Annotated in this window: 18 protein-coding genes; 12 read left to right on the top strand and 6 right to left on the bottom strand. The window is 58.7% G+C overall.

All coding sequences use genetic code 11. The features are described 5' to 3' along the window. Positions 1–130 precede the first annotated feature (130 nt). Positions 131–1,675 carry a glycosyltransferase family 39 protein gene (locus tag AACL53_RS04920; protein ID WP_339083067.1) on the top strand — a complete coding sequence of 515 codons (1,545 nt, stop codon included), beginning with the start codon at positions 131–133 and terminating at the stop codon, positions 1,673–1,675. Positions 1,676–1,765: 90 nt separating this feature from the next. Here AACL53_RS04920 and hemN read toward each other — a convergent pair whose 3' ends face one another. Both hemN and AACL53_RS04930 read right to left on the bottom strand, forming a co-directional pair. Next, positions 1,766–3,100, bottom strand: a complete 1,335-nt coding sequence (gene hemN, locus AACL53_RS04925) for an oxygen-independent coproporphyrinogen III oxidase (RefSeq protein WP_339083069.1) — start codon at positions 3,098–3,100, stop codon at positions 1,766–1,768. A gap of 4 nt (positions 3,101–3,104) precedes the next feature. Next, entirely contained in the window at positions 3,105–3,737 is a 633-nt protein-coding gene (locus AACL53_RS04930) for a hemerythrin domain-containing protein (RefSeq protein WP_339083071.1), read from the bottom strand. A gap of 146 nt (positions 3,738–3,883) precedes the next feature. On the opposite strand from AACL53_RS04930, the gene ccoN reads away from it, so the two are divergent. The 9 genes from ccoN to AACL53_RS04975 are packed head-to-tail and all read left to right on the top strand — an operon-like array spanning position 3,884 to position 12,420. Further along, positions 3,884–5,548: a cytochrome-c oxidase, cbb3-type subunit I gene (ccoN, locus tag AACL53_RS04935; RefSeq protein WP_339083073.1), complete on the top strand. Its 1,665-nt coding sequence runs from the start codon at positions 3,884–3,886 to the stop codon at positions 5,546–5,548. Positions 5,549–5,562: 14 nt separating this feature from the next. Beyond that, complete coding sequence (ccoO, locus tag AACL53_RS04940) at positions 5,563–6,300, top strand: cytochrome-c oxidase, cbb3-type subunit II (protein ID WP_339083075.1); 738 nt, start codon at positions 5,563–5,565, stop codon at positions 6,298–6,300. Further along, complete coding sequence (locus AACL53_RS04945) at positions 6,281–6,490, top strand: cbb3-type cytochrome c oxidase subunit 3 (protein ID WP_339083077.1); 210 nt, start codon at positions 6,281–6,283, stop codon at positions 6,488–6,490. Before ccoO ends, AACL53_RS04945 begins: the two co-directional genes overlap by 20 nt. After that, positions 6,487–7,410, top strand: a complete 924-nt coding sequence (gene ccoP, locus AACL53_RS04950; RefSeq protein ID WP_339083079.1) for a cytochrome-c oxidase, cbb3-type subunit III — start codon at positions 6,487–6,489, stop codon at positions 7,408–7,410. Before AACL53_RS04945 ends, ccoP begins: the two co-directional genes overlap by 4 nt. A 5-nt stretch (positions 7,411–7,415) precedes the next feature. Continuing rightward, the gene (ccoG, locus tag AACL53_RS04955; protein WP_339083081.1) at positions 7,416–8,885 is read left to right on the top strand and encodes a cytochrome c oxidase accessory protein CcoG; all 1,470 of its coding nucleotides are present in this window, start codon (positions 7,416–7,418) and stop codon (positions 8,883–8,885) included. Then, positions 8,882–9,370: a FixH family protein gene (locus AACL53_RS04960; RefSeq protein WP_339083083.1), complete on the top strand. Its 489-nt coding sequence runs from the start codon at positions 8,882–8,884 to the stop codon at positions 9,368–9,370. Before ccoG ends, AACL53_RS04960 begins: the two co-directional genes overlap by 4 nt. Beyond that, on the top strand, positions 9,355–11,550 hold the full coding sequence (locus tag AACL53_RS04965) for a heavy metal translocating P-type ATPase (RefSeq protein ID WP_339083085.1): 2,196 nt from the start codon (positions 9,355–9,357) through the stop codon (positions 11,548–11,550). The genes AACL53_RS04960 and AACL53_RS04965 overlap by 16 nt, the downstream gene beginning before the upstream one ends. Next, positions 11,547–11,732 carry a cbb3-type cytochrome oxidase assembly protein CcoS gene (gene ccoS, locus AACL53_RS04970; protein WP_339083087.1) on the top strand — a complete coding sequence of 62 codons (186 nt, stop codon included), beginning with the start codon at positions 11,547–11,549 and terminating at the stop codon, positions 11,730–11,732. The genes AACL53_RS04965 and ccoS overlap by 4 nt, the downstream gene beginning before the upstream one ends. Continuing rightward, positions 11,725–12,420 carry a sulfite exporter TauE/SafE family protein gene (locus tag AACL53_RS04975; protein ID WP_339083089.1) on the top strand — a complete coding sequence of 232 codons (696 nt, stop codon included), beginning with the start codon at positions 11,725–11,727 and terminating at the stop codon, positions 12,418–12,420. The genes ccoS and AACL53_RS04975 overlap by 8 nt, the downstream gene beginning before the upstream one ends. Here AACL53_RS04975 and AACL53_RS04980 read toward each other — a convergent pair. The 4 genes from AACL53_RS04980 to AACL53_RS04995 all read right to left on the bottom strand — a co-directional run bounded on the left by AACL53_RS04980 (position 12,417) and on the right by AACL53_RS04995 (position 16,411). Then, a complete protein-coding gene (locus AACL53_RS04980; RefSeq protein ID WP_339083091.1) occupies positions 12,417–13,424 on the bottom strand; it encodes an NAD(P)-dependent alcohol dehydrogenase in 1,008 nt (335 codons plus the stop codon). The genes AACL53_RS04975 and AACL53_RS04980 overlap by 4 nt on opposite strands. A gap of 304 nt (positions 13,425–13,728) precedes the next feature. Next, the gene (locus AACL53_RS04985; protein WP_339083093.1) at positions 13,729–13,998 is read right to left on the bottom strand and encodes a hypothetical protein; all 270 of its coding nucleotides are present in this window, start codon (positions 13,996–13,998) and stop codon (positions 13,729–13,731) included. 94 nt (positions 13,999–14,092) lie between these two features. Beyond that, entirely contained in the window at positions 14,093–15,553 is a 1,461-nt protein-coding gene (locus AACL53_RS04990) for a phenylacetate--CoA ligase family protein (protein WP_339083095.1), read from the bottom strand. Between the two features lie 192 nt (positions 15,554–15,745). After that, positions 15,746–16,411, bottom strand: coding sequence for a DedA family protein (locus tag AACL53_RS04995; protein WP_339083097.1), 666 nt, complete (start codon positions 16,409–16,411; stop codon positions 15,746–15,748). Between the two features lie 403 nt (positions 16,412–16,814). On the opposite strand from AACL53_RS04995, the gene AACL53_RS05000 reads away from it, so the two are divergent. Both AACL53_RS05000 and AACL53_RS05005 read left to right on the top strand, forming a co-directional pair. Further along, positions 16,815–17,738 (top strand): alpha/beta fold hydrolase, encoded by a 924-nt coding sequence (locus tag AACL53_RS05000; RefSeq protein WP_339083099.1) that lies wholly within the window; start codon positions 16,815–16,817, stop codon positions 17,736–17,738. Between the two features lie 165 nt (positions 17,739–17,903). Next, a complete protein-coding gene (locus AACL53_RS05005; RefSeq protein WP_339083101.1) occupies positions 17,904–18,356 on the top strand; it encodes a (2Fe-2S)-binding protein in 453 nt (150 codons plus the stop codon). Position 18,357 lies beyond the last annotated feature (1 nt).

Here is an 18,357-nt window from a genome sequence, read left to right on the forward strand (position 1 = left end):
TTCGAGCGACGCTGGGAGAGCTGGCTCCCAATCGCGCCATGTATGGTGTTGGTTGCCTTCTAGTTTGTTCGCGCTGCAAGTTGTCCTCGCGCAAGTTTGTCCCTGAAAACTCAAATGAAGTTGTGGTGACGTGAAAAAAGAAGCCCTTGTTCTTCCGCTCGATGCCCGCTGGAATTCAATCAAGTCTCGACTGAGCAACGATCGGCTCCGTGGAATTTTCTTTATCTGTTGCTTTGCGGCTTTTTTTGCTTACGCGTTCGCGGGGCTACAGTCTGGCCACAGCTGGGGAGACGATTATGCTCTCTACCTGTTGTTGGCGGAAAATATTCTAAAGGGGCGAGGATACGAGACCCTCGTGACCGGCATAATCGTTCCGCCAGGATTTCCGCTTATTCTTGCTGCGGGCATCTGGCTTTTTGGTGCAAATTTCCTGAAGCTAAAGACGATCAATATTTTGGCCTATGGAATTGTCGTTCTGAGTACGACAAAAATATGCGAACGTGTTCTTGGTGGCGTCGCGGCACTGCTTGTTCCCGTAATCCTTTTTCTTGTTCCATTCTATTACTACGCTCAACAATCGATATTGTCGGATGTGCCTTTCGCGGCCGCGACCGCGACGGCGCTCTATTTCTACATTGAAGCGGCGCGCCGGATTAAATCCGGCACGGCATTCGCCACACACGCATTCTTCCTAGGTTGCGCCATCTGGTTCGCGCTCCTGCTTCGGCCCGCTGGCCTACCCTTGATTCCCGCGGTCGTTTTGGCAGCGGCAGCAGGCGCATTCGTGGACCGGAGCCACATGCGTGGTTATGCGATACTCGCAGCGACTGCTCTTCTGGCATTCGTGGCAAGCATCGTCGCGTTCCATTCCGATAGTCCCTCGAATTTATCGCTCGTTATTTCTTACTTCCAATTGTCCAAGCTGGGTTTTGTTGAAACCATCATTTCGTTGATCTACTCGCGGCTGATCGATGAATACAAAAATCTATGGATTCTTTTCTTCTGGTACACCGGTGTCCCCGTTTGGCCGGTTTTGATCATGGCCGCATTCGGTTGCGGATGGCTGGTGTACACGAAGAAGGACTTCGTACTTGCGGCGTTTACTGCTTGCTACTTGGGTATGCTTGTCGTGACCCCTTGGACGGGAGGATCGCGATACCTCTTGCCGCTCTTGCCGGCGCTATGTGTTTTCATTCTTAGCCCTTTGGTGCTCCTTTTCAGGGCATCGACGACGGGTCACAACGACTACCGGCGGGTATCCGTTTTGGGGCTCGTTGTTTATTCTTGCTTGCTTTTGTCGGTTGTTAAGGACATGCGCGCAGGGACGGCCATCGCTCATGGCGTAAATGCTGACGACACAAGCGATTCAAAGACGGTAGAATTATTCGACTGGCTGAAGACGCACACCACGACAGGAGACGTTATCTGCTCGTCCAAGCCGCGCGCCGTTGTGTATTTTACCGGTCATCCGGGGTGCGCTCTGGACTCGGCTTTGACTGAGCTTCCCAAGCCATTCGAGCCATGGATGCGAAAAAGAAACGCCACCTTCGCAGTGCTGATTTTGCGGCAAGGCTACGTCGACGTTCCCCTGGACGGGCTGCTGAGAGAAGATAAGAGCGTCACGGAAGTTTTCCGAAATTCGGATTACTCGGTTTACAAAACTGCGACGCCTTAAGATTTGTGATCGCATCTTCGAGTTTGCAGCAGCTCAGGGTCGTGAGCTGTCTGCAGGCGACCTTGCAAAGAGGGCGCCTCTGAGCAGCGTCTAGACCGCGGACGAATAGCGCGTTTCAGAGTCGAGATAAGTATCGAAGCACGCCGCAATGCTTCTCACAAATGGCTGGCCGCGGGGTGTCACTACGAAACCGCTGTCGTCCTTCACTAGAAGACCTGCGGTGTCTGCCTCGACCATCTCTCGGCCTTCCAGAATGACGCGCGATGCTACCGCTCCGAAGCGCTCGCGGATGTCGGATTCGGAAAAGCGGAAGTCGCACATCAATTTCGCGATGACGTAGCGTCGAACGCAATCTTCGTCCGTCAGCTTGACGCCTCTTGTCGTGGCGAACCCCGTCGCGGCAATACGCTCTTCATATTCGGCCGGAGACGACACGTTCTGAAAATAGGCGCTGCCGAGGCTGGAGATGGCCGACGCCCCGATGCCGACAAGGGTTTCCGACGTATCTGTCGTATATCCTTGAAAGTTGCGGCGAACGGGTCCGCGCGCCAAGGGATCGTCCTTCATGGCGTAATGATCGATGCCGACCTGGACGTATCCGGCGGCGTTGAGGATGCGCGCGGCTCTTTGGGACTGGGCAAAGCGTTCGACGCTGTCGGGGAGCGTCTTGGAATCAATAATCGATTGGTGTGCGAAGCGCGTTGGCAGGTGTGCATATCCAAATAGCGCGACCCGATTTGGCCGCAGCGAAATAACCTGCTCGACGGTCGACTCTATTCCAGATCGGGTCTGCAGCGGCAATCCATAGACGAGATCGACGTTGATCTTGTCGATCCCTGCATCCCGCAAACTCTCTATGCAGGCCGACGTCACTTCGAACGACTGCAGCCGATTGATGGCGGCCTGAACAGCAGGGTCGAAATCCTGGACCCCAATCGATACACGATTGACGCCTGCGCGCTTCAGCGCCCGCGCAAGAGAATCGCTTGACTCGCGCGGGTCGATCTCGACGGCGAATTCGGCGTTGGCCTCAATCTCGAAAGAGTCACGAATGCGCGTAGCCAATGCCAAAATCTGATCGCCGGTCAGGATGTTGGGCGAGCCGCCGCCCCAATGCATATATGAAATCTTGTGCTTGGCGAGCCCAAGCCGTGCGAGGGCCAGCAATTCGGCTTCGAGCGCTTTCAAATAGCGGACGACCGGCTCCTTGGTGCGCGCAACCTTCATATTGCAGCCGCAGTACCAGCACAGCTTCTTGCAGAACGGCACATGCACGTAGAGCGAAAACGGCGTGTCGTCCGCCAATTTGGTCAGAGCTGCTGCGAAGTCCTGAGCGCCGACCGTATTGCGAAACTGAGCGGCGGTCGGATAGCTCGTATATCGTGGAACGGGAGTGCTCATGCGGCGCACGAAATCTGGAGACATCCCGCTATTTCTCCTGTCCGAGCGAGGAGGGGCATTTGATGCAGATTGACGATGACGATGTGCCGGCTCTGAGCGTCAGCAGCGGAATTCTGATGCAACGGGGATGGTCGCTCGTCATGATCCATTCCTGAAGGCGTGCGAGGTCTTCAACGGTCAGCGCTTTGCGGGCGGCTGGCAAAACGACGCTTTCTTCCCATGCGATATGGTCGCGCTGGTTTTCCAAATAACCGCGAAGAATGTCGCCGAGCGTCTCCGGATTCTGTGGAGCGCTGCTTTGCATCGCGTTCGTTAGCGCCTCGACAAGTTCGTCTGCGATGTCTTGGTTGCAGTCGTGTTGCTGGCTGAGGGACGCCAGTGCCTGAACGACAGTGTCGTTCGGCGACAGCCGCCCTTTGAGAATCGGGAAAAGCGCGTCTTCCTCGAATTTCGTGTGCGCTTTCACGCTTCCCTTCAGAATAGAGATCGCGATCACTGCCAACGCTGGCTCGAGCTTGGCCGGCAGGCTATCGGCGATACTTTCCAGAAGAGCGCACAACTCCAACTGCAGGGCGTGCTCTTCCTCAATAATCTCCAGGGGATGTGGCGTCCGGCAGACGCCAGAATCATCGAGTCGATTTGCGGGTCTGGCATCCGTCATGAGTGAACCCCCTCGAAAAACGTGAGGCCGCATTTCAGCGATGCGGTATTTCTAGCGCCGCCCTCCGTTTCGAACATGACTTAGATCAAGGTTGTCGGCTGCCCGTTATCCGATTGTGCGTCCCGTATTGGGATGGGGAGGCAGCTTTGCAGGACGTATTGGACGAGCGCTCTGGGCTCAGCGATACGCTGGCGCTGATAAGCGCGGTCATCATCGGCGCGGTCGGTCTTGTGTTCGCGCTTGCTGGAGAGGAGGAGATCCTTCGGCTCCATGGGCTCATGGTGTTGGCTTCGGCGGTAGCGGCCGGCTTCTACGTTGCAACGCATCCGACGAACCTCCGACAGGAGAAGCGTTCCGGCTACTTCGACGGTCCGATTCGCGTTGCGACGGTCGCGTGCGTTTTCTGGGGTGTCGTCGGATTTCTCGTTGGCGACATCCTCGCTTGGCAACTTTCGTTTCCGGCGCTGAACCTTGATTTGCCGTGGACCAATTTCGGGCGCCTGCGGCCCGTTCACACCTCGGCCGTTATTTTCGCGTTCGGCGGCAATGCTCTCATCGCGACCTCACTTTATGTCGTTCAGCGGACGAGCCAAGCACGGCTCCCAGGCAAATGGGCGCCGTGGTTCGTCGTCTGGGGGTATCAGCTTTTCATCGTCATCGCGGCGACCGGCTACTTGATGGGTGTGACGCAAGGGAAGGAGTATGCGGAGCCCGAATGGTACACCGACATATTGCTGACGGTCGTATGGGTCGCCTATCTCCTCGTATTTCTCGGTACGCTGAAGGGTCGCCAAGAGCCGCACATCTACGTCGCGAACTGGTTCTTCCTGGGCTTCATTGTCACCGTCGCGATGCTGCACATCGTCAATAACCTGGCGCTGCCCGTGTCGTTTCTCGGAACGCTGAGCTATCCGCTCTTTCCCGGTGTTCAGGGCGCCATGACGCAATGGTGGTACGGGCACAACGCCGTTGGCTTCTTTCTGACTGCCGGGTTTCTCGGCATTATGTACTACTTCATTCCGAAGCGCGCCGAACGGCCGGTCTATTCCTATCGCTTGTCGATCGTGCACTTCTGGTCGCTGATCTTCCTCTACATCTGGGCGGGACCGCACCACCTCCACTACACCGCGCTTCCCGAATGGGCGCAGACGCTCGGTATGACGTTCTCGATCATGCTTTGGATGCCGTCGTGGGGAGGAATGATCAACGGCCTCATGACGCTTTCCGGTGCGTGGGACAAGCTCAGAACTGATCCAGTCATTCGTCTGCTCGTCGTCAGCGTGGCGTTCTACGGAATGTCGACGTTCGAAGGGCCGCTGATGTCCATCAAGGAAGTCAACTCGCTTTCGCATTACACAGATTGGACGATCGGACACGTCCATTCCGGCGCGCTCGGCTGGGTTGGCATGATCTCGTTCGGCGCCGTCTACTGTCTGGTGCCATGGCTGTGGAAGCGGCAAGGCCTGTACTCGATGAAGCTCGTCGAGTGGCACTTCTGGCTCGCGATGATCGGCATCGTTCTCTACATCTCGTCGATGTGGGTTGCGGGGATTACGCAGGGGCTCATGTGGCGTGCCTACGACCGCCTCGGCTTCCTCAAATACTCGTTCATCGAAACCGTCGAGGCGATGCACTGGCCGTATGTCATTCGCGCGGCCGGTGGTGCGCTGTTCCTGCTCGGCGGGTTGATCATGGCCTACAACGTCTGGCGCACGATCCGGGGCGATCAACCGGTCGACGTCCGTGATCAGCCGACGGTCGCGGCAGCGCCTGAGCTGCGTCCCGGCGTCGTCGCAATGCCAGCCGAATAACAGGAGCGACAGTCGTGAATCACGCCATTTTTGAGCGAAACTCGATTATACTTCTGATCGGTGCGCTGATTGTCGTTTCGATCGGCGGCATCGTCGAGATCGCGCCGCTGTTCTACGTGCAGTCGACGATCGAGAAGGTGCAGGGCATGCGGCCCTATTCGCCGCTCGAGCTTGCCGGCCGCGACATCTACGTGCGCGAGGGCTGCTACAACTGTCACAGCCAAATGATCCGCTCGCTGCGTGACGAGGTCGAGCGCTACGGCCACTACTCTCTGGCTGCGGAAAGCATGTACGACCATCCGTTCCAGTGGGGTTCGAAGCGAACGGGGCCGGATCTTGCGCGCGTCGGCGGCAAGTATTCGGACGCCTGGCATGTCGAGCATATGCGCGATCCGCGGTCGGTCGTGCCTGCTTCCATCATGCCGGGCTATGGGTTTCTCGACCGCACGCTTCTCGATTACTCGAACATTTCGAAGCGCATGAAGGCGTTGAAGGACCTTGGCGTTCCTTATAGCGACGAAATGATTGCGGATGCGGGTAAGGATGTCGTCGCGCAGATATCGCCCGACACCAAAGAAGCAAAGGCGCTCGTCGCGCGCTACCCGAAGGCGCAGGTGCGTAAGTTCGATGGTCAGTCGCCGGGGGAGAACGTCGAGCCCACGGAACTCGATGCCGTCATCGCCTATCTGCAAATGCTCGGCACGCTCGTCGACTTCACGAAGTTCGACGCGAGTGGTCCAAACCTTCGATAAGGGGAGTTCGGCCTTGGCCTACGAAGACATTCAAATGGTCACGCAGATTGTGTCGCTCGCTATTTTTGCCAGCATCATGGTCGCGGCATACATCTACGCCTTTCGCAGAAGCAACAAAGCCAAGTTCGTGGCGGCTTCGGAAATCCCGTTTCGCGCCGATATGCTCCCGGCCGATGAGGATAAACGATGAGCCATCACAAAAAAATCGACGAAGTGACAGGTGTCGAGACGACCGGACATGTTTGGGATGGCGACATCTACGAGCTCAATAAGCCGCTGCCCAGATGGTGGCTCTATACCTTCTATGTCTCGATCGTGTGGGCCATCGGGTATTGGATCGTGTATCCCGCGTGGCCGACGATCAACGGCTACACGAAAGGCGTACTGAACTACAGCCAGCGCGATCAGGTGCAGCGAGATATCGAGGCGTGGAAATCAGGCCATGCGAAATATCGCACGCAGATCGCCGAGATGCCGCTCGCCGATATTCGCAAGAACGACGAGCTGTTTCAGTTCTCGATTGCGGGCGGTGCGGCGCTGTTCGGCGAGAATTGCGCCGGTTGCCACGGGCGCGGGGCGCAGGGCGGCATCGGCTATCCCAACCTCAACGATGACGATTGGCTTTGGGGCGGCGATCTCGAAAAAATCCATACGACCATCTCCTTCGGCATAAGAAACGGCAATCCGAACGCACACGACAGCTCGATGCCCCACTTCGGAACCGACAAGATTCTCGATGAGGCGCAGATCCGAGACGCCGCAAATTTCGTCCGCTCGTTCTCGCATCTCGACGTCGATCAAGAAGCGGCAAAGAGAGGCGCGCAGATTTTTGCCGACAACTGTGCCGCGTGCCACGGCGATCACGGCAAAGGCAATCAGGATATGGGCGCGCCCAACCTGACGGACGCCATTTGGCTTTACGGAAGCTCGCAAGAGGCTGTGATGCAGAGCATCCGAACCGGCCGTGGTGGCGCGATGCCGGCGTGGTCCGAGCGTCTCGATCCGGTCGCGGTAAAAATGCTGACGCTCTTTGTCTATTCCCTCGGTGGAGGGCAAGCTGATGCTGCGAGTGCCTCCGCTCCCGCGGCAGGCGCGGACAAGCCGAAATGAACACGATGGACCGACCGAATAAGTTTCTGACCGGAGGAGACGAGGGGCGGCCAACGCCGCCGCCTCCGCGGCAGTCGGACTACGTGCCGCGAAAGAAAATCTATCCAAAGCGTGCGCACGGACCCTTTCGCGGCATCAAGTGGATCGTGATGGCGGTTACGCTCGCCATCTACTACGTCGTGCCGTGGTTGCGGTGGAATCGCGGGGAGGGCTTGCCGGATCAGGCCATCCTGTTCGACTTCGCCAATCAGCGCCTGTTGTTCGGTCCCATCGAAATCTGGGCGCAAGAATTCTACTACGTCACCGGGCTCCTTGTTCTCGGAGCGCTGGCCCTCTTTCTCGTCACCTCGATCGCCGGCCGGATGTGGTGCGGATACGCTTGCCCGCAAACGGTCTGGACGGACCTGATGATTGCCGTCGAGCGTTTCTGGCAAGGCGATCGCAATGCGCAGTTGCGCCTCGATGCCCAGCCGTGGACATTCGAAAAGATCTGGAAGAAATCGATAACTCATCTGTCGTGGCTGGCGATTGCTGTCGCAACGGGCGGTGCGCTCGTCTTCTATTTCGGTGATGCGCCGACACTTGCCATTGAACTGATGCACGGTACGGCACCGACCGTCGCCTATTTCTTCCTTGGACTGTTCACGCTGACGACTTATCTGCTTGGTGGGCTCGCCCGTGAGCAGGTCTGCATTTACATGTGTCCTTGGCCACGCATTCAGGGCGCGATGGTCGATCGCGATTCGCTTCTCATTTCCTATCGCGAGCTTCGGGGCGAGCCGCGCGGCGCCCACAAGACGGGCACGACGTGGGATGGCCGCGGCGATTGCATCGACTGCAAGGCCTGCGTTGCGGTCTGTCCGATGGGCATCGACATTCGCGACGGATCGCAGCTCGAATGTATCCAGTGTGCGCTCTGCATCGATGCGTGCAACGAGATCATGGATCGCGTCGGCCGGCCGCGCGAACTCATCGCCTATACGACTATCGGCAACCTTTCCAACGCCACGAGCTCGCCGCGCGAGGGCTGGCGGATCATACGTCCGCGTACGATCCTTTATTCGGCGATGATCACGCTTGTGACGTCTCTTATGGGATGGTCGCTGCTCAATCGTGCCGACTTCGAGTTCACTGTCATCCAGGATCGCAATCCGTTTTTCGTCGTGTTAAGCGACGGCGGACTGCGCAACGGCTACATGATCAAGATCGCGAACAAGGTCGAGCGGGCACGGCACTTCAAATTGCGCTTCATTGGGCCGGTCGAGCTTCAGCCGAAGTTCGTGGAGTTCGACGGCACGGACCCGATGATTGAAGTCGGCCCATCGGAAGTCAGAGCCGTCAAAGTCTTCCTCATGGTCTCGGGCGCCCAAAGGAAAGAACTGAGGTCTGATGCCGAGCCCGTGACGATCGAACTCCAGGATTTGGAGAGCGGCGAGACGGCATCACGCGCCACGACATTCAGGAGTCCGTCATGAGCGTTGCAGTATCGAAAGGTTCGCTTCGCGGGTGGCATGTCTTCGCTATGCTGGCCGGGTTCTTTTTGACCGTGGCGGCCGTGGATGCGGTTTTGATCACCAAAGCCGTCTTCACGTTCAGCGGCGACACCGCCGACGCCTATCGCAAAGGCGTGGCCTACAATCGCACGCTCCAGGAAGAAGCGGATCAGAACCGGCTCGGGTGGCATGAGAGCCGGACGCTCGATTCCAAGACCGGCCGCCTTGCAATTGCTTTGACGGATGAGAACCGGCAACCCATCGACGGGTTGCTCGTGAAGGCGGAAATCGGTCGCGCGACAACGGACATATTCGATCGCCGTTTTGACTTGGTGCCCACGGGGAACGGGACTTACGCCGCCGACATTCCAGGACTTTCGGAAGGCACGTGGACGCTTTCCGTCACCGCTGCGGAGAAGGACAAGGTCGTTTACAGATCGAGGGAACGGATATGGAAGCAGCCCTAGACGCCGGGCTCGCCGCGCAGGCGCCGGGCGTAGAGGCGCGGCAGACCATCGTGCTTTCGGTCCCGGGCATCGTTTGTGGGAACTGCATCCGTTCGGTTGAAAATACGCTGCGCGCGCTGCGTGGCGTCGAGGCGGCCCGCGCGAACCTGACGACCAAGCGCGTAACCGTCGTGGTCGACCCGTCTCTCAGCTCTACGATCGACCTGACGGCGGCTCTCGAGCAAGCTGGATTTCGGGCTTCGGCCCTGATCGCGAATGCAGAGACTGAGCAGGCCGCGCGTGTGAGCGAGCTTCTCCCTCGTCTCGGTGTTGCCGGTTTTGCGGCCGGGAACATCATGATGCTTTCCGTGGCGGTCTGGTCCGGAGAGGTCAGCGACATGGACAGTTCCCTCATGGATCTGTTCCATTGGGTATCGGCGCTCATCGCGCTGCCGGCCGTCGCTTACGCGGGTCAACCCTTCTTCAAGTCGGCATTTGCGGCACTGAGATCCCGGCGCCTCAACATGGATGTGCCTATTTCGCTCGGCGTGCTGCTGGCGACGGGCATGAGTCTGTTTCAGACAATGCGCGGTTCGGAGCAGATCTACTTCGATGCGGCGACGACACTCTTGTTCTTTTTGCTGATCGGCAGAGTGCTTGATGAACGCATGCGGATCAAGGCGCGCGGAGCGGCCGAGAACCTGATGGGGCTCAGGGCGACGAACGCGACACTCGTCGCCCCGGATCAATCAACCAAGCTCGTGCTTGCGAGCACGCTCAAGCCGGGCATGATCATCGCCGTCGCCGCGGGCGAGCGCGTTGCTGGTGACGGGCAGGTGATCTCCGGCCAGAGCGATATCGACGAGAGTCTGATCAGCGGCGAAACGCGGCCGCGTGCCGTTTCCATCGGCGATAACGTTTATGCGGGGACGATCAATTGTGCCGGCACCCTGCGCGTGCGCATTACTGCCGCGGAAGACAGCACTCTCCTGAGCGAAATCGGCCGCTTGATGCTCAACGCCGAGCAAAGCCGCGGTCGTTATGTCCGGCTTGCCGATCGCGCCTCGCAGATTTACGCGCCCGCAGTCCATGTGCTCGGACTGCTCACGTTCGCCGCATGGATGATGGTCGGCGCACCGTGGGATCAATCTCTCACGCACGCGATCGCCGTTCTCATCATTACGTGCCCGTGCGCCTTGGCTCTCGCCGTGCCCGCCGTGCAGGTCGCTGCGATGAGCCGTCTGTTCAGCAAAGGCGTAATTGTCAAAGCTCCTGACGGGCTCGAACGTCTCGCCGAAATCGATTGCGTCGTTTTCGACAAGACGGGAACTCTGACGACGGGAGAGTTGCGGCTCGAGACGAGCGATGGTGTCGATGTGACTTCACTGGGCCGGGCAGGGTCTATTGCAGGGATGAGCATGCATCCCTTCGCGCAAGCGTTGGCCAAGGCTGCACGTGCGGAGGGCATTCAAACGCGCGCCGTTGAGGGCGTCGAAGAAGTTCCGGGTTCGGGGCTCGTCACGACGTCAATGGGCTTCGAGGAGAAGGTCGGGTCGGCCGCCTGGGCCGGTGTCGAGGATCGCAACGCGTCGATCTGGTACGCGGCCGAATGCAAACCCGCTGTCGGCTTCAACTTCGTGGATGAACTACGGACGGACGCGGCCGCGTGCGTTTCTGAACTCCGGCGCGCAGGATATCTCGTTAGGTTGTTATCCGGAGACCGGCGCGCCGCCGTCGCGCAAACGGCTACGGCTTGCGGGATCAAGGATTGGACTGCCGAGGTTCGTCCAGACCAGAAGCTGGAGGCGATCGAAATCTTGAAGGCGCGAGGATACAAGACGCTGATGGTCGGCGACGGTCTCAACGATGCGCCGGCGCTTGCTGCCGGACATGCCTCGTTGTCACCGGCATCCGCCATCGACATCGCGCAGACAACGGCGGACGCCGTTTTTCAAGGCGAGGTTCTTCGGCCGGTCATAGAGACGCTGTCGGTCGCCAAGGCTGCACGCCGCTTAGCGTTGCAGAACTTTGCGATCGCAATTCTCTACAATTCGATTTTCGTGCCGCTCGCGATGGCGGGCTACGTGACGCCTTTGATTGCCGCGCTCGCCATGTCGGGATCGTCGATCATGGTCACGGCAAACGCGCTTCGTCTTCGCACGAAGGCCTTGCGCCTTCCAAACGTCGGAGCATCGGCATGACGTCGCTTGCCTGGCTCATTCCCGCGGCGCTGACGCTCGGCATGATGGGGCTCGCCGCCTTCCTCTGGGCGCTTCGCAGCGGTCAATTCGACGATCTCGAAGGCGCCAAGTGGCGCGCGATCAGCGATGATAACGATCGCATGGCGACGGAATCGGATCGGAGCCGAGCCGACGATGTTTAGCGAGAGCTTCGTCAGCGGTATTGCCGTCGGGCTTGCCAGCGCGTTCCATTGCGGCGCGATGTGTGGTGGCATTGCCTGCGGAGCGAACCTGCTGCTCGGCGCGAAAACTTCCGGAGATAGAAATCTCAATCTCGTACTGATGCAGGCCGGGCGCATTTTGACTTACACGGCAATCGGTGCCGCGGCCGGAGCTTTCGGCGGTGATGTCCTGTCTCGTATGCCGATGCAGGGCCCGATCGTGCTGCAATGGGCGGCGGGCGCGTCGCTGTTATGGATGGGGCTGGTGCTCGCCGGGCTGATGCCGAGGCTGGCCTTCATCGATCATGGCATGGAGGTTCTTGCATCCGGGGTAAACTCGCTGCTGCGTCCTGCCGGTCAGAGCCGATACTTAGCCCCCGTCATGCTCGGCGTCGTTTGGGGGCTCAATGCCTGTCCGATGGTTTACGGCGCGGCGTTGCTGGCAACTCTGACGCGCACGGGCGCGCAAGGCGCGACTTTCATGCTCGGTTTCGGCGCCGGCACCGTGCCGGCGGTAATCGCATCAGCTTACGGGATCTCATGGCTCAACCGGCGTGCAGGGGGCACGAAGCTCAATCTTTTGGCTGGTGGTACGCTCATGTCAGCCGGTGTCGCCATCGTCTACTTTCCGCAGCATTTCGCCAGTGTGCTGTGTGCGGTCAGCCGTTAGAATTCCAGGCAGATCTTACCGAAGTGACGGGCCTCTTCTTGAAGCCGGAACGCATCGGCAATTTCCGCGAGGCTAAAGCTGCGGTCGATCACAGGGTGTATGCCTGTTGCGTCAAGTGCGCGTATGAATTCAATTTGCTCTCGCCTGCTGCCGACGATAAGGCCCTGGAGGCGCGCCTGCCTCGCCATAAGCAGGGCAGTCGGCACGTCGCCGGTGAGGCCGGTGAGCACACCGATCAACGCGATGTGTCCGCCGATTGCGACCGATGCGATGGATTGCGGTAGCGTGCCCGGGCCGCCGACTTCGACGATGTGATCGACGCCGCGCCCTCCCGTAAGTTCACGAACGCGCTCGCTCCATTGCGGCACGGACTTGTAGTTGATCAGGTGATCGGCGCCGAGCGCGCGCGCGCGCTGAAGCTTCTCGTCGGAAGACGACGTGACGATCACCTCTGCGCCCATCGCCTTGGCGATCTGCAGCGCGAAAACCGAGACGCCGCCGGTGCCCTGAACGAGAACGGTGTCTCCGGCTTTCAGATGGTAGTCGACCACGAGCGCGCGCCATGCCGACAGCCCGGCGGTTGTGAGTGTCGCCGCTTCGGCGTGGCTGTAGCCTTTCGGCACGTGGGTGAACCAGTTCGCCGGTCGAACGACGGCTTCCCGCGCATAGCCATCGATGCCGTCACCCGGGGTCGAGGCGAAATTGTCGACCGGAGGTGGGCCATCCTGCCAAAGAGGGAAAAAGCATGACACGACCTGGTCGCCGACTTTGAATTCCGTTACGCCTTCGCCAACGTCCTCGACGACGCCTGCGCCGTCGGACATCGGAATTCGTCCGTCGGCCGCCTTCCATTTTCCGGAAACGACGAGGTAGTCGTGATAGTTGAGTGAATTGGCATGAATGCGTACGCGGATTTCGCCAGGCCCGGCTTTCCCCGGATCCGGAAGATCGACGAGGGCAAGGTCGTTCAGTCCGCCGGGGCCGGTGATTTTGATCGCTTTCATTTCACATGTCCTGTCTTCTCATAAGCCGTCCGCTCGCGATCGCGCAGGCGCGTCGATCTCTTATCGTATTGTGTCAAGTTGTCGAGCGCTCGGAGAATACGGCTTTAGGTTCGGGATGCGTTTTCCGGCGGGGCGGCCGGATGCAATGGATTAAAAAGCGAACTGTCAGCCGAGGATGGCCCCCGCGCGCAGGTTATCGCGCAGGTTATTCAGTGAGCCCGCCACAAATCGAATTTTTCACGAAATCGGCAGACTAAGCAGGGGATTGAAAAGGGCCGCGCGGTTTAGGCGGCCCCCCACGAGATTAAGCGCCGATGCCAAGAGCGATCTGCCCGGATCGCGTCTCCACACTGTAAATCCCCAGGAACGTTTCGCCTTTGTGAACGCCTGTCGTTAGCCAGCCGTTGATCTCGAAAGTAAAACCCTCCGCCTGATCTTCGATGCGCGCAATCGTTGCGTCTGTCGCGTCACCCTCAAGAATGAAGTGAACCTGCTCGCTATCTGGATATGCCAATGCACACCGCAACGCAGGCTTATCGGGACCGTCGACGATCTTCAGCATTTTTCTGGTCATGACTGATACTCCGCAAAGAAAGCCGCACCTGTTCAACTGGATTTGTCAGCTGCGGTTCCTCGCAAGAGAGCGGTGCGACGGGGCCGCGCTTCTCTCAGCGGACTTCGGCAGCTGGCCGTCCTTCAAGCTCAGGCGATGCCGGCGGGGGACCGAACATGTTCTTTGCGCGACGGACCTTTCCGGATTCCTCGGGTAGAATGCGATCCACCAGTTCAATGTCGAAGTGGATGACATTCGCAAGACCCTCCGCCGTCACCGACTGTTGGATGTATTGTCGGAGCTTCTCGGCGGATAGCGTTTCGCCGGGCAAGGGTGCGGCGCGCAGAACGAACCGGTTAACGCCGGTCTGGAGAAATTGATGCTCGGCCAACCTCGTCTCGTTATGGAGGGCGAGAAGAAAAACGTAATACGGAAGATCGCGGATCTCGCCGTTGATGTTAACCCAGAATTGATCCTTCGATCGTCCTTGGACGGCCTTGACGAGCGGCAGGAGACTTCCGCAATCGCACGGTGTCGCGCTGATTGTGACGAGATCGTCGATCTCATAGCGGATGATGGGCTGGGCCAAATTGTACAGGTTCGTGAGAAGCACCTTGCTTCCCTGCGTGCCGTTCGGAACGGGCTTGCCGTTTGCGTCGATGACTTCGAGGAACGCGAGTTCGTCGTTGAGGTGGCTTCCGTGGGTCGTTTGGCATCCGCAGGTGAGGGCCATGCATTCGGCCATGCTGTACACGTTCGTAATGTGTACTCCGAAGGCTTTTTCCACGCGTTGCGCGATGGGTTCGGGGAGCGGCTCGCTGATGTTCATCATTTGCTCGAGATCGCGGGGACCCTTCAGGCGGCCCGCTTGGAGCTCGCGCGTGATCGTCTCGAGCGAGCTCGTGTAGCCGGTGATGAAGTTCGGCTGAAATTCATTCAACTTCGCGACAAGCACGTCGGCCGGATCGAATACCGAGAGACGCTGCACCTTGAGGAAGCGGCGGGCGCGCTCGGGGAAATAATTGAAGAACGTACTGCTTGGATAGAACCCCGGCTTTTGCGTGATGATCGAGAAGCGCGCCGGATTGAACAGGCGCTGGAGGTGGGGCAGAAACCGCCGGCTCAATTTCTTGCCGCGTGCGAACTGGGCGGCAAAGGTCGTCAAAATCGCGGGCTTGTCTTGAACGATGATCGCCGGTTGGCCCTGGCTTCCCGAGGTATGACAGACGGCGAATTTGTCTTTGAAGTAGGCGCCGATATTGGCCGGGTCCAACATGAAGCGTTCAAGGTCGGCGCGGCGAAGATCGCGATCGGTGAAGATGTCGTCGAGGTTCGCCATCATCTCGACCTTCGTGAGGGTTGGAAGATCAGTAATGGCGCAGGTTCTCAGATCGATCCCCTGGAACTTCTTTCGATAATACGGGGAATTGTCATAGGCGTATTGCAACAAGTGACGGAACCGCTCTTCCTTGGCCTTTGCGCGGGCAGCGAGGTCGCCCGGACGCGGGGGCAGGAGAGAACGGATAGCAAGCGCCAGCTTCAGTTGATCGTAAGCGGCGGCGAGAAATCCTCTCATATGAGATATGCCTTCGAGATGGTTCCAGAGATCATTGATACGCGTCTAACCCGGGCGAAAAGCGGGCAACATTGTTTGTCAGGCGCTAATGGCCGGTAAATCGAAATGTCTGCTCCATCCTGATTATTCAAGGATATTACTCCGATCTGTTTGGGTCGGGTTCTGTTGATTTTGAGATCGTTTTTTAGGCGCTCAGCCGGCGGTCGGCGGTCCTCCCGTGCGAAAACCAGGGAGTGGGCCGGGTAGAGAAGCCTCCGCCTCGGCCTGAAGTTCCGCTTCATGGCGCTTCAGGTAAATGAAGATTGCGAGCATTATTCCAATTGCGATCACGATCGCGACGACCCCGAGTGGCCCCTGAACCTCGTGAATGCTGCGTCCTAAGGTGTAGGCGGACAAACCGACGATGCTCGCCCAAACGAGGCCTCCGAGCGCGTTGGCCACAAGAAACCTCGGCCACGCCAAGCGATTGATGCCGGCCAATAAGGCTGCGAGGAACCGAAGAACGGCAAAAAAACGTCCGAAGAATACGACCTTGCCGCCGTGTTTCTGGAAAAGGAATTGACCGAGCTTTATGCGGCCTTCGGTCAAGCCGAGATAGGAGCCGAATTTCAAAACCAGCGGATAACCGAATTCTCGGCCGATGAGATAGCCGATGTTGTCGCCGACGATCGCGCCGATGGTTGCCGCCGCTATGACCATGGCAATATTGCCATCGTGAGTTGCCGCATAGATAGAGGCGATGATCAGCACCGCCTCGCCCGGCAACGGAATGCCCAAGCTTTCGAGACCGACGATGATGGCGACGGTCCAGATGCCGTACGTTTCAAAAAGATGATGCAACTCTGCTGGCGATATCAATGGCCGTTCCTTTTTGGGGGGCTGGGCAAAAGGCCGTCGAGGTGAGTGGTCAGCTAATGGAGGATCATTGTGCCGATAATCAAGACTGGGGGACCGCGGACGAGCGCTGCATCGGCGGAATACCGCACAGGCCGTGACGCGGGCGCACGACCGGCTACCTCAGGAACGCCCCCGCCTTCGCCTTCAACCAATTTGCCGAACATGAACAGCGTACTTTATTTCAGTGTGCGTCGCCTCGCATCGAAGCTGACGGTGGAACCTATTGAAGGTTATCGCCGTATTAACAAGTCATATGGACCTGTTTGGCCGATCAAAGAAGCGGTGCAACATGCTGTCAACCATTGCGGTAAATTGATCGGGCGGCGGTCTTGCGCATTTGGAACTCCGATTTCAGAAATAAAGAATGATCTGGGTGCCTAAAAAAGCATGGGCCGGACGGTCGATGTCGCGTCTTCCTGCTGGCATCGCCGGCGACGCGGCTTTTCGGCTCTTTTGCACGCCGGAATTGTCGTATTACCGCGCTGCCAACCATTTGCAGCTCGCGCAGCGTGCCCGGTTTCATTTGCGCAATGCCCACTGGCGCCGGATTGTGACCCCGGTCGCCGATATTCAAACCTATATCTTCGAGCCGGACCGCAGAGTTGCGTTGGGCACCGTGCTCGTCGTGCACGGGTGGACCGGCGAAGCTTCATTTATGACGGCTCTTGCCGAGCCGATAAGGCGGGCGGGATATCGCGTCGTCCTGTTCGATCTGCCGGCGCATGGGCTCAGCAGCGAACGTTCGACCAATCTCATCGAATGTGCGCGAGCGACCGCAATCATTGGCCGCCAGTTCGGCCCGCTCAGCGCAATCGTTGCGCATTCGTTCGGCGGCATGATCTCGCTTGTTGCGGTCGAGGGGCAACGGCCGATGCCTCATGCCCTTGCGACGCCGCGTATCGTTCTCGTTGCCAGTCCGAATAGGCTTCCGGAAGTTACGGGTGAGTTTGCGGAGCGGTGGGGTCTCGATGGCGCGGGGCGGCGCGCGTTCGAGGCGCGGCTGGAGCGCATATCAGGGCGCTCGCTCAACAGCTTCACCGTCGTCAAGCTTTTGCGGTCGACGGGGTGCGAAGCCCTTGTCGTGCATGACCGCGAGGATCACGAGGTTTCGTTTCGATGTGCCGAAGAGATCGTTTCGGAAACTGATGGTGCGGAATTGCTGCCGTATGCGGGCTTCGGGCATCGCAATATCCTCTTTGCGCCGCCAGTCGCTCGAACGATCGTTTCGTATTTGTCGAAGGCAGAGAGTAGCGCGCATCAAAGAATGCGTAGCGATCATGCCGCCTGACTATATCGGTGGTAGGAGAACCCCAATTATTCCGGCTTTTTCATCGCTTTGATCGTTTGGATTACATCTGTAATATAAAAGTGTAAACTTGAGGGATGTCGCGCGGCATCGTGCGATTTCCGCCGGCAAGAAATGCCTTGATCATTCAAAGGCAGGGAGCACGTGATGATCTCTCTGAAAATCAACGGTCAGTCCAGAGACGTTGATACTTCCCCCGACACGCCTCTTCTGTGGGCGCTCCGCGATTTGCTTGGAATGACAGGCACGAAGTTCGGATGCGGCATCGCCCAGTGCGGAGCCTGCACCGTTCATGTCGACGGCGAGCCGGTGCGCTCGTGTCAGCTGCCGATCGGTTCCGTCGGCGGACGCGCGATTACGACAATCGAAGGCATCGGCGCGACGGGTGCCGGTGCCAAGGTTCAGAAGGCATGGCTGGATCTCGAGGTCATCCAGTGCGGATATTGCCAGTCCGGGCAGATCATGTCGGCGGCCGCACTGCTTGCCCATACGGCCAATCCCAGTGATGACGACATAGACGCGGCGATGGCTGGGAATATCTGCCGCTGCGGCACCTACGTCCGCATTCGCGCGGCGATCAAAAAAGCTGCAGCTGCATGAC

Origin of the sequence: Hyphomicrobium sp. ghe19 (genome assembly GCF_902712875.1) — a bacterium.
Lineage (GTDB): Bacteria > Pseudomonadota > Alphaproteobacteria > Rhizobiales > Hyphomicrobiaceae > Hyphomicrobium_B.

What these genes read in the sequence shown, in the direction of transcription:
- AACL53_RS04930 (WP_339083071.1), bottom strand. Translation starts at nt 3,737, where the DNA reads ATGACGGATGCCAGACCCGCAAATCGACTCGATGATTCTGGCGTCTGC.
- AACL53_RS04980 (WP_339083091.1), bottom strand. Translation starts at nt 13,424, where the DNA reads ATGAAAGCGATCAAAATCACCGGCCCCGGCGGACTGAACGACCTTGCC.
- ccoS (WP_339083087.1), top strand. Translation starts at nt 11,547, where the DNA reads ATGACGTCGCTTGCCTGGCTCATTCCCGCGGCGCTGACGCTCGGCATG.
- AACL53_RS05005 (WP_339083101.1), top strand. Translation starts at nt 17,904, where the DNA reads ATGATCTCTCTGAAAATCAACGGTCAGTCCAGAGACGTTGATACTTCC.
- AACL53_RS04990 (WP_339083095.1), bottom strand. Translation starts at nt 15,553, where the DNA reads ATGAGAGGATTTCTCGCCGCCGCTTACGATCAACTGAAGCTGGCGCTT.
- hemN (WP_339083069.1), bottom strand. Translation starts at nt 3,100, where the DNA reads ATGTCTCCAGATTTCGTGCGCCGCATGAGCACTCCCGTTCCACGATAT.
- ccoP (WP_339083079.1), top strand. Translation starts at nt 6,487, where the DNA reads ATGAGCCATCACAAAAAAATCGACGAAGTGACAGGTGTCGAGACGACC.
- AACL53_RS04960 (WP_339083083.1), top strand. Translation starts at nt 8,882, where the DNA reads ATGAGCGTTGCAGTATCGAAAGGTTCGCTTCGCGGGTGGCATGTCTTC.
- ccoG (WP_339083081.1), top strand. Translation starts at nt 7,416, where the DNA reads ATGGACCGACCGAATAAGTTTCTGACCGGAGGAGACGAGGGGCGGCCA.
- AACL53_RS04965 (WP_339083085.1), top strand. Translation starts at nt 9,355, where the DNA reads ATGGAAGCAGCCCTAGACGCCGGGCTCGCCGCGCAGGCGCCGGGCGTA.
- AACL53_RS05000 (WP_339083099.1), top strand. Translation starts at nt 16,815, where the DNA reads ATGATCTGGGTGCCTAAAAAAGCATGGGCCGGACGGTCGATGTCGCGT.
- AACL53_RS04975 (WP_339083089.1), top strand. Translation starts at nt 11,725, where the DNA reads ATGTTTAGCGAGAGCTTCGTCAGCGGTATTGCCGTCGGGCTTGCCAGC.
- AACL53_RS04985 (WP_339083093.1), bottom strand. Translation starts at nt 13,998, where the DNA reads ATGACCAGAAAAATGCTGAAGATCGTCGACGGTCCCGATAAGCCTGCG.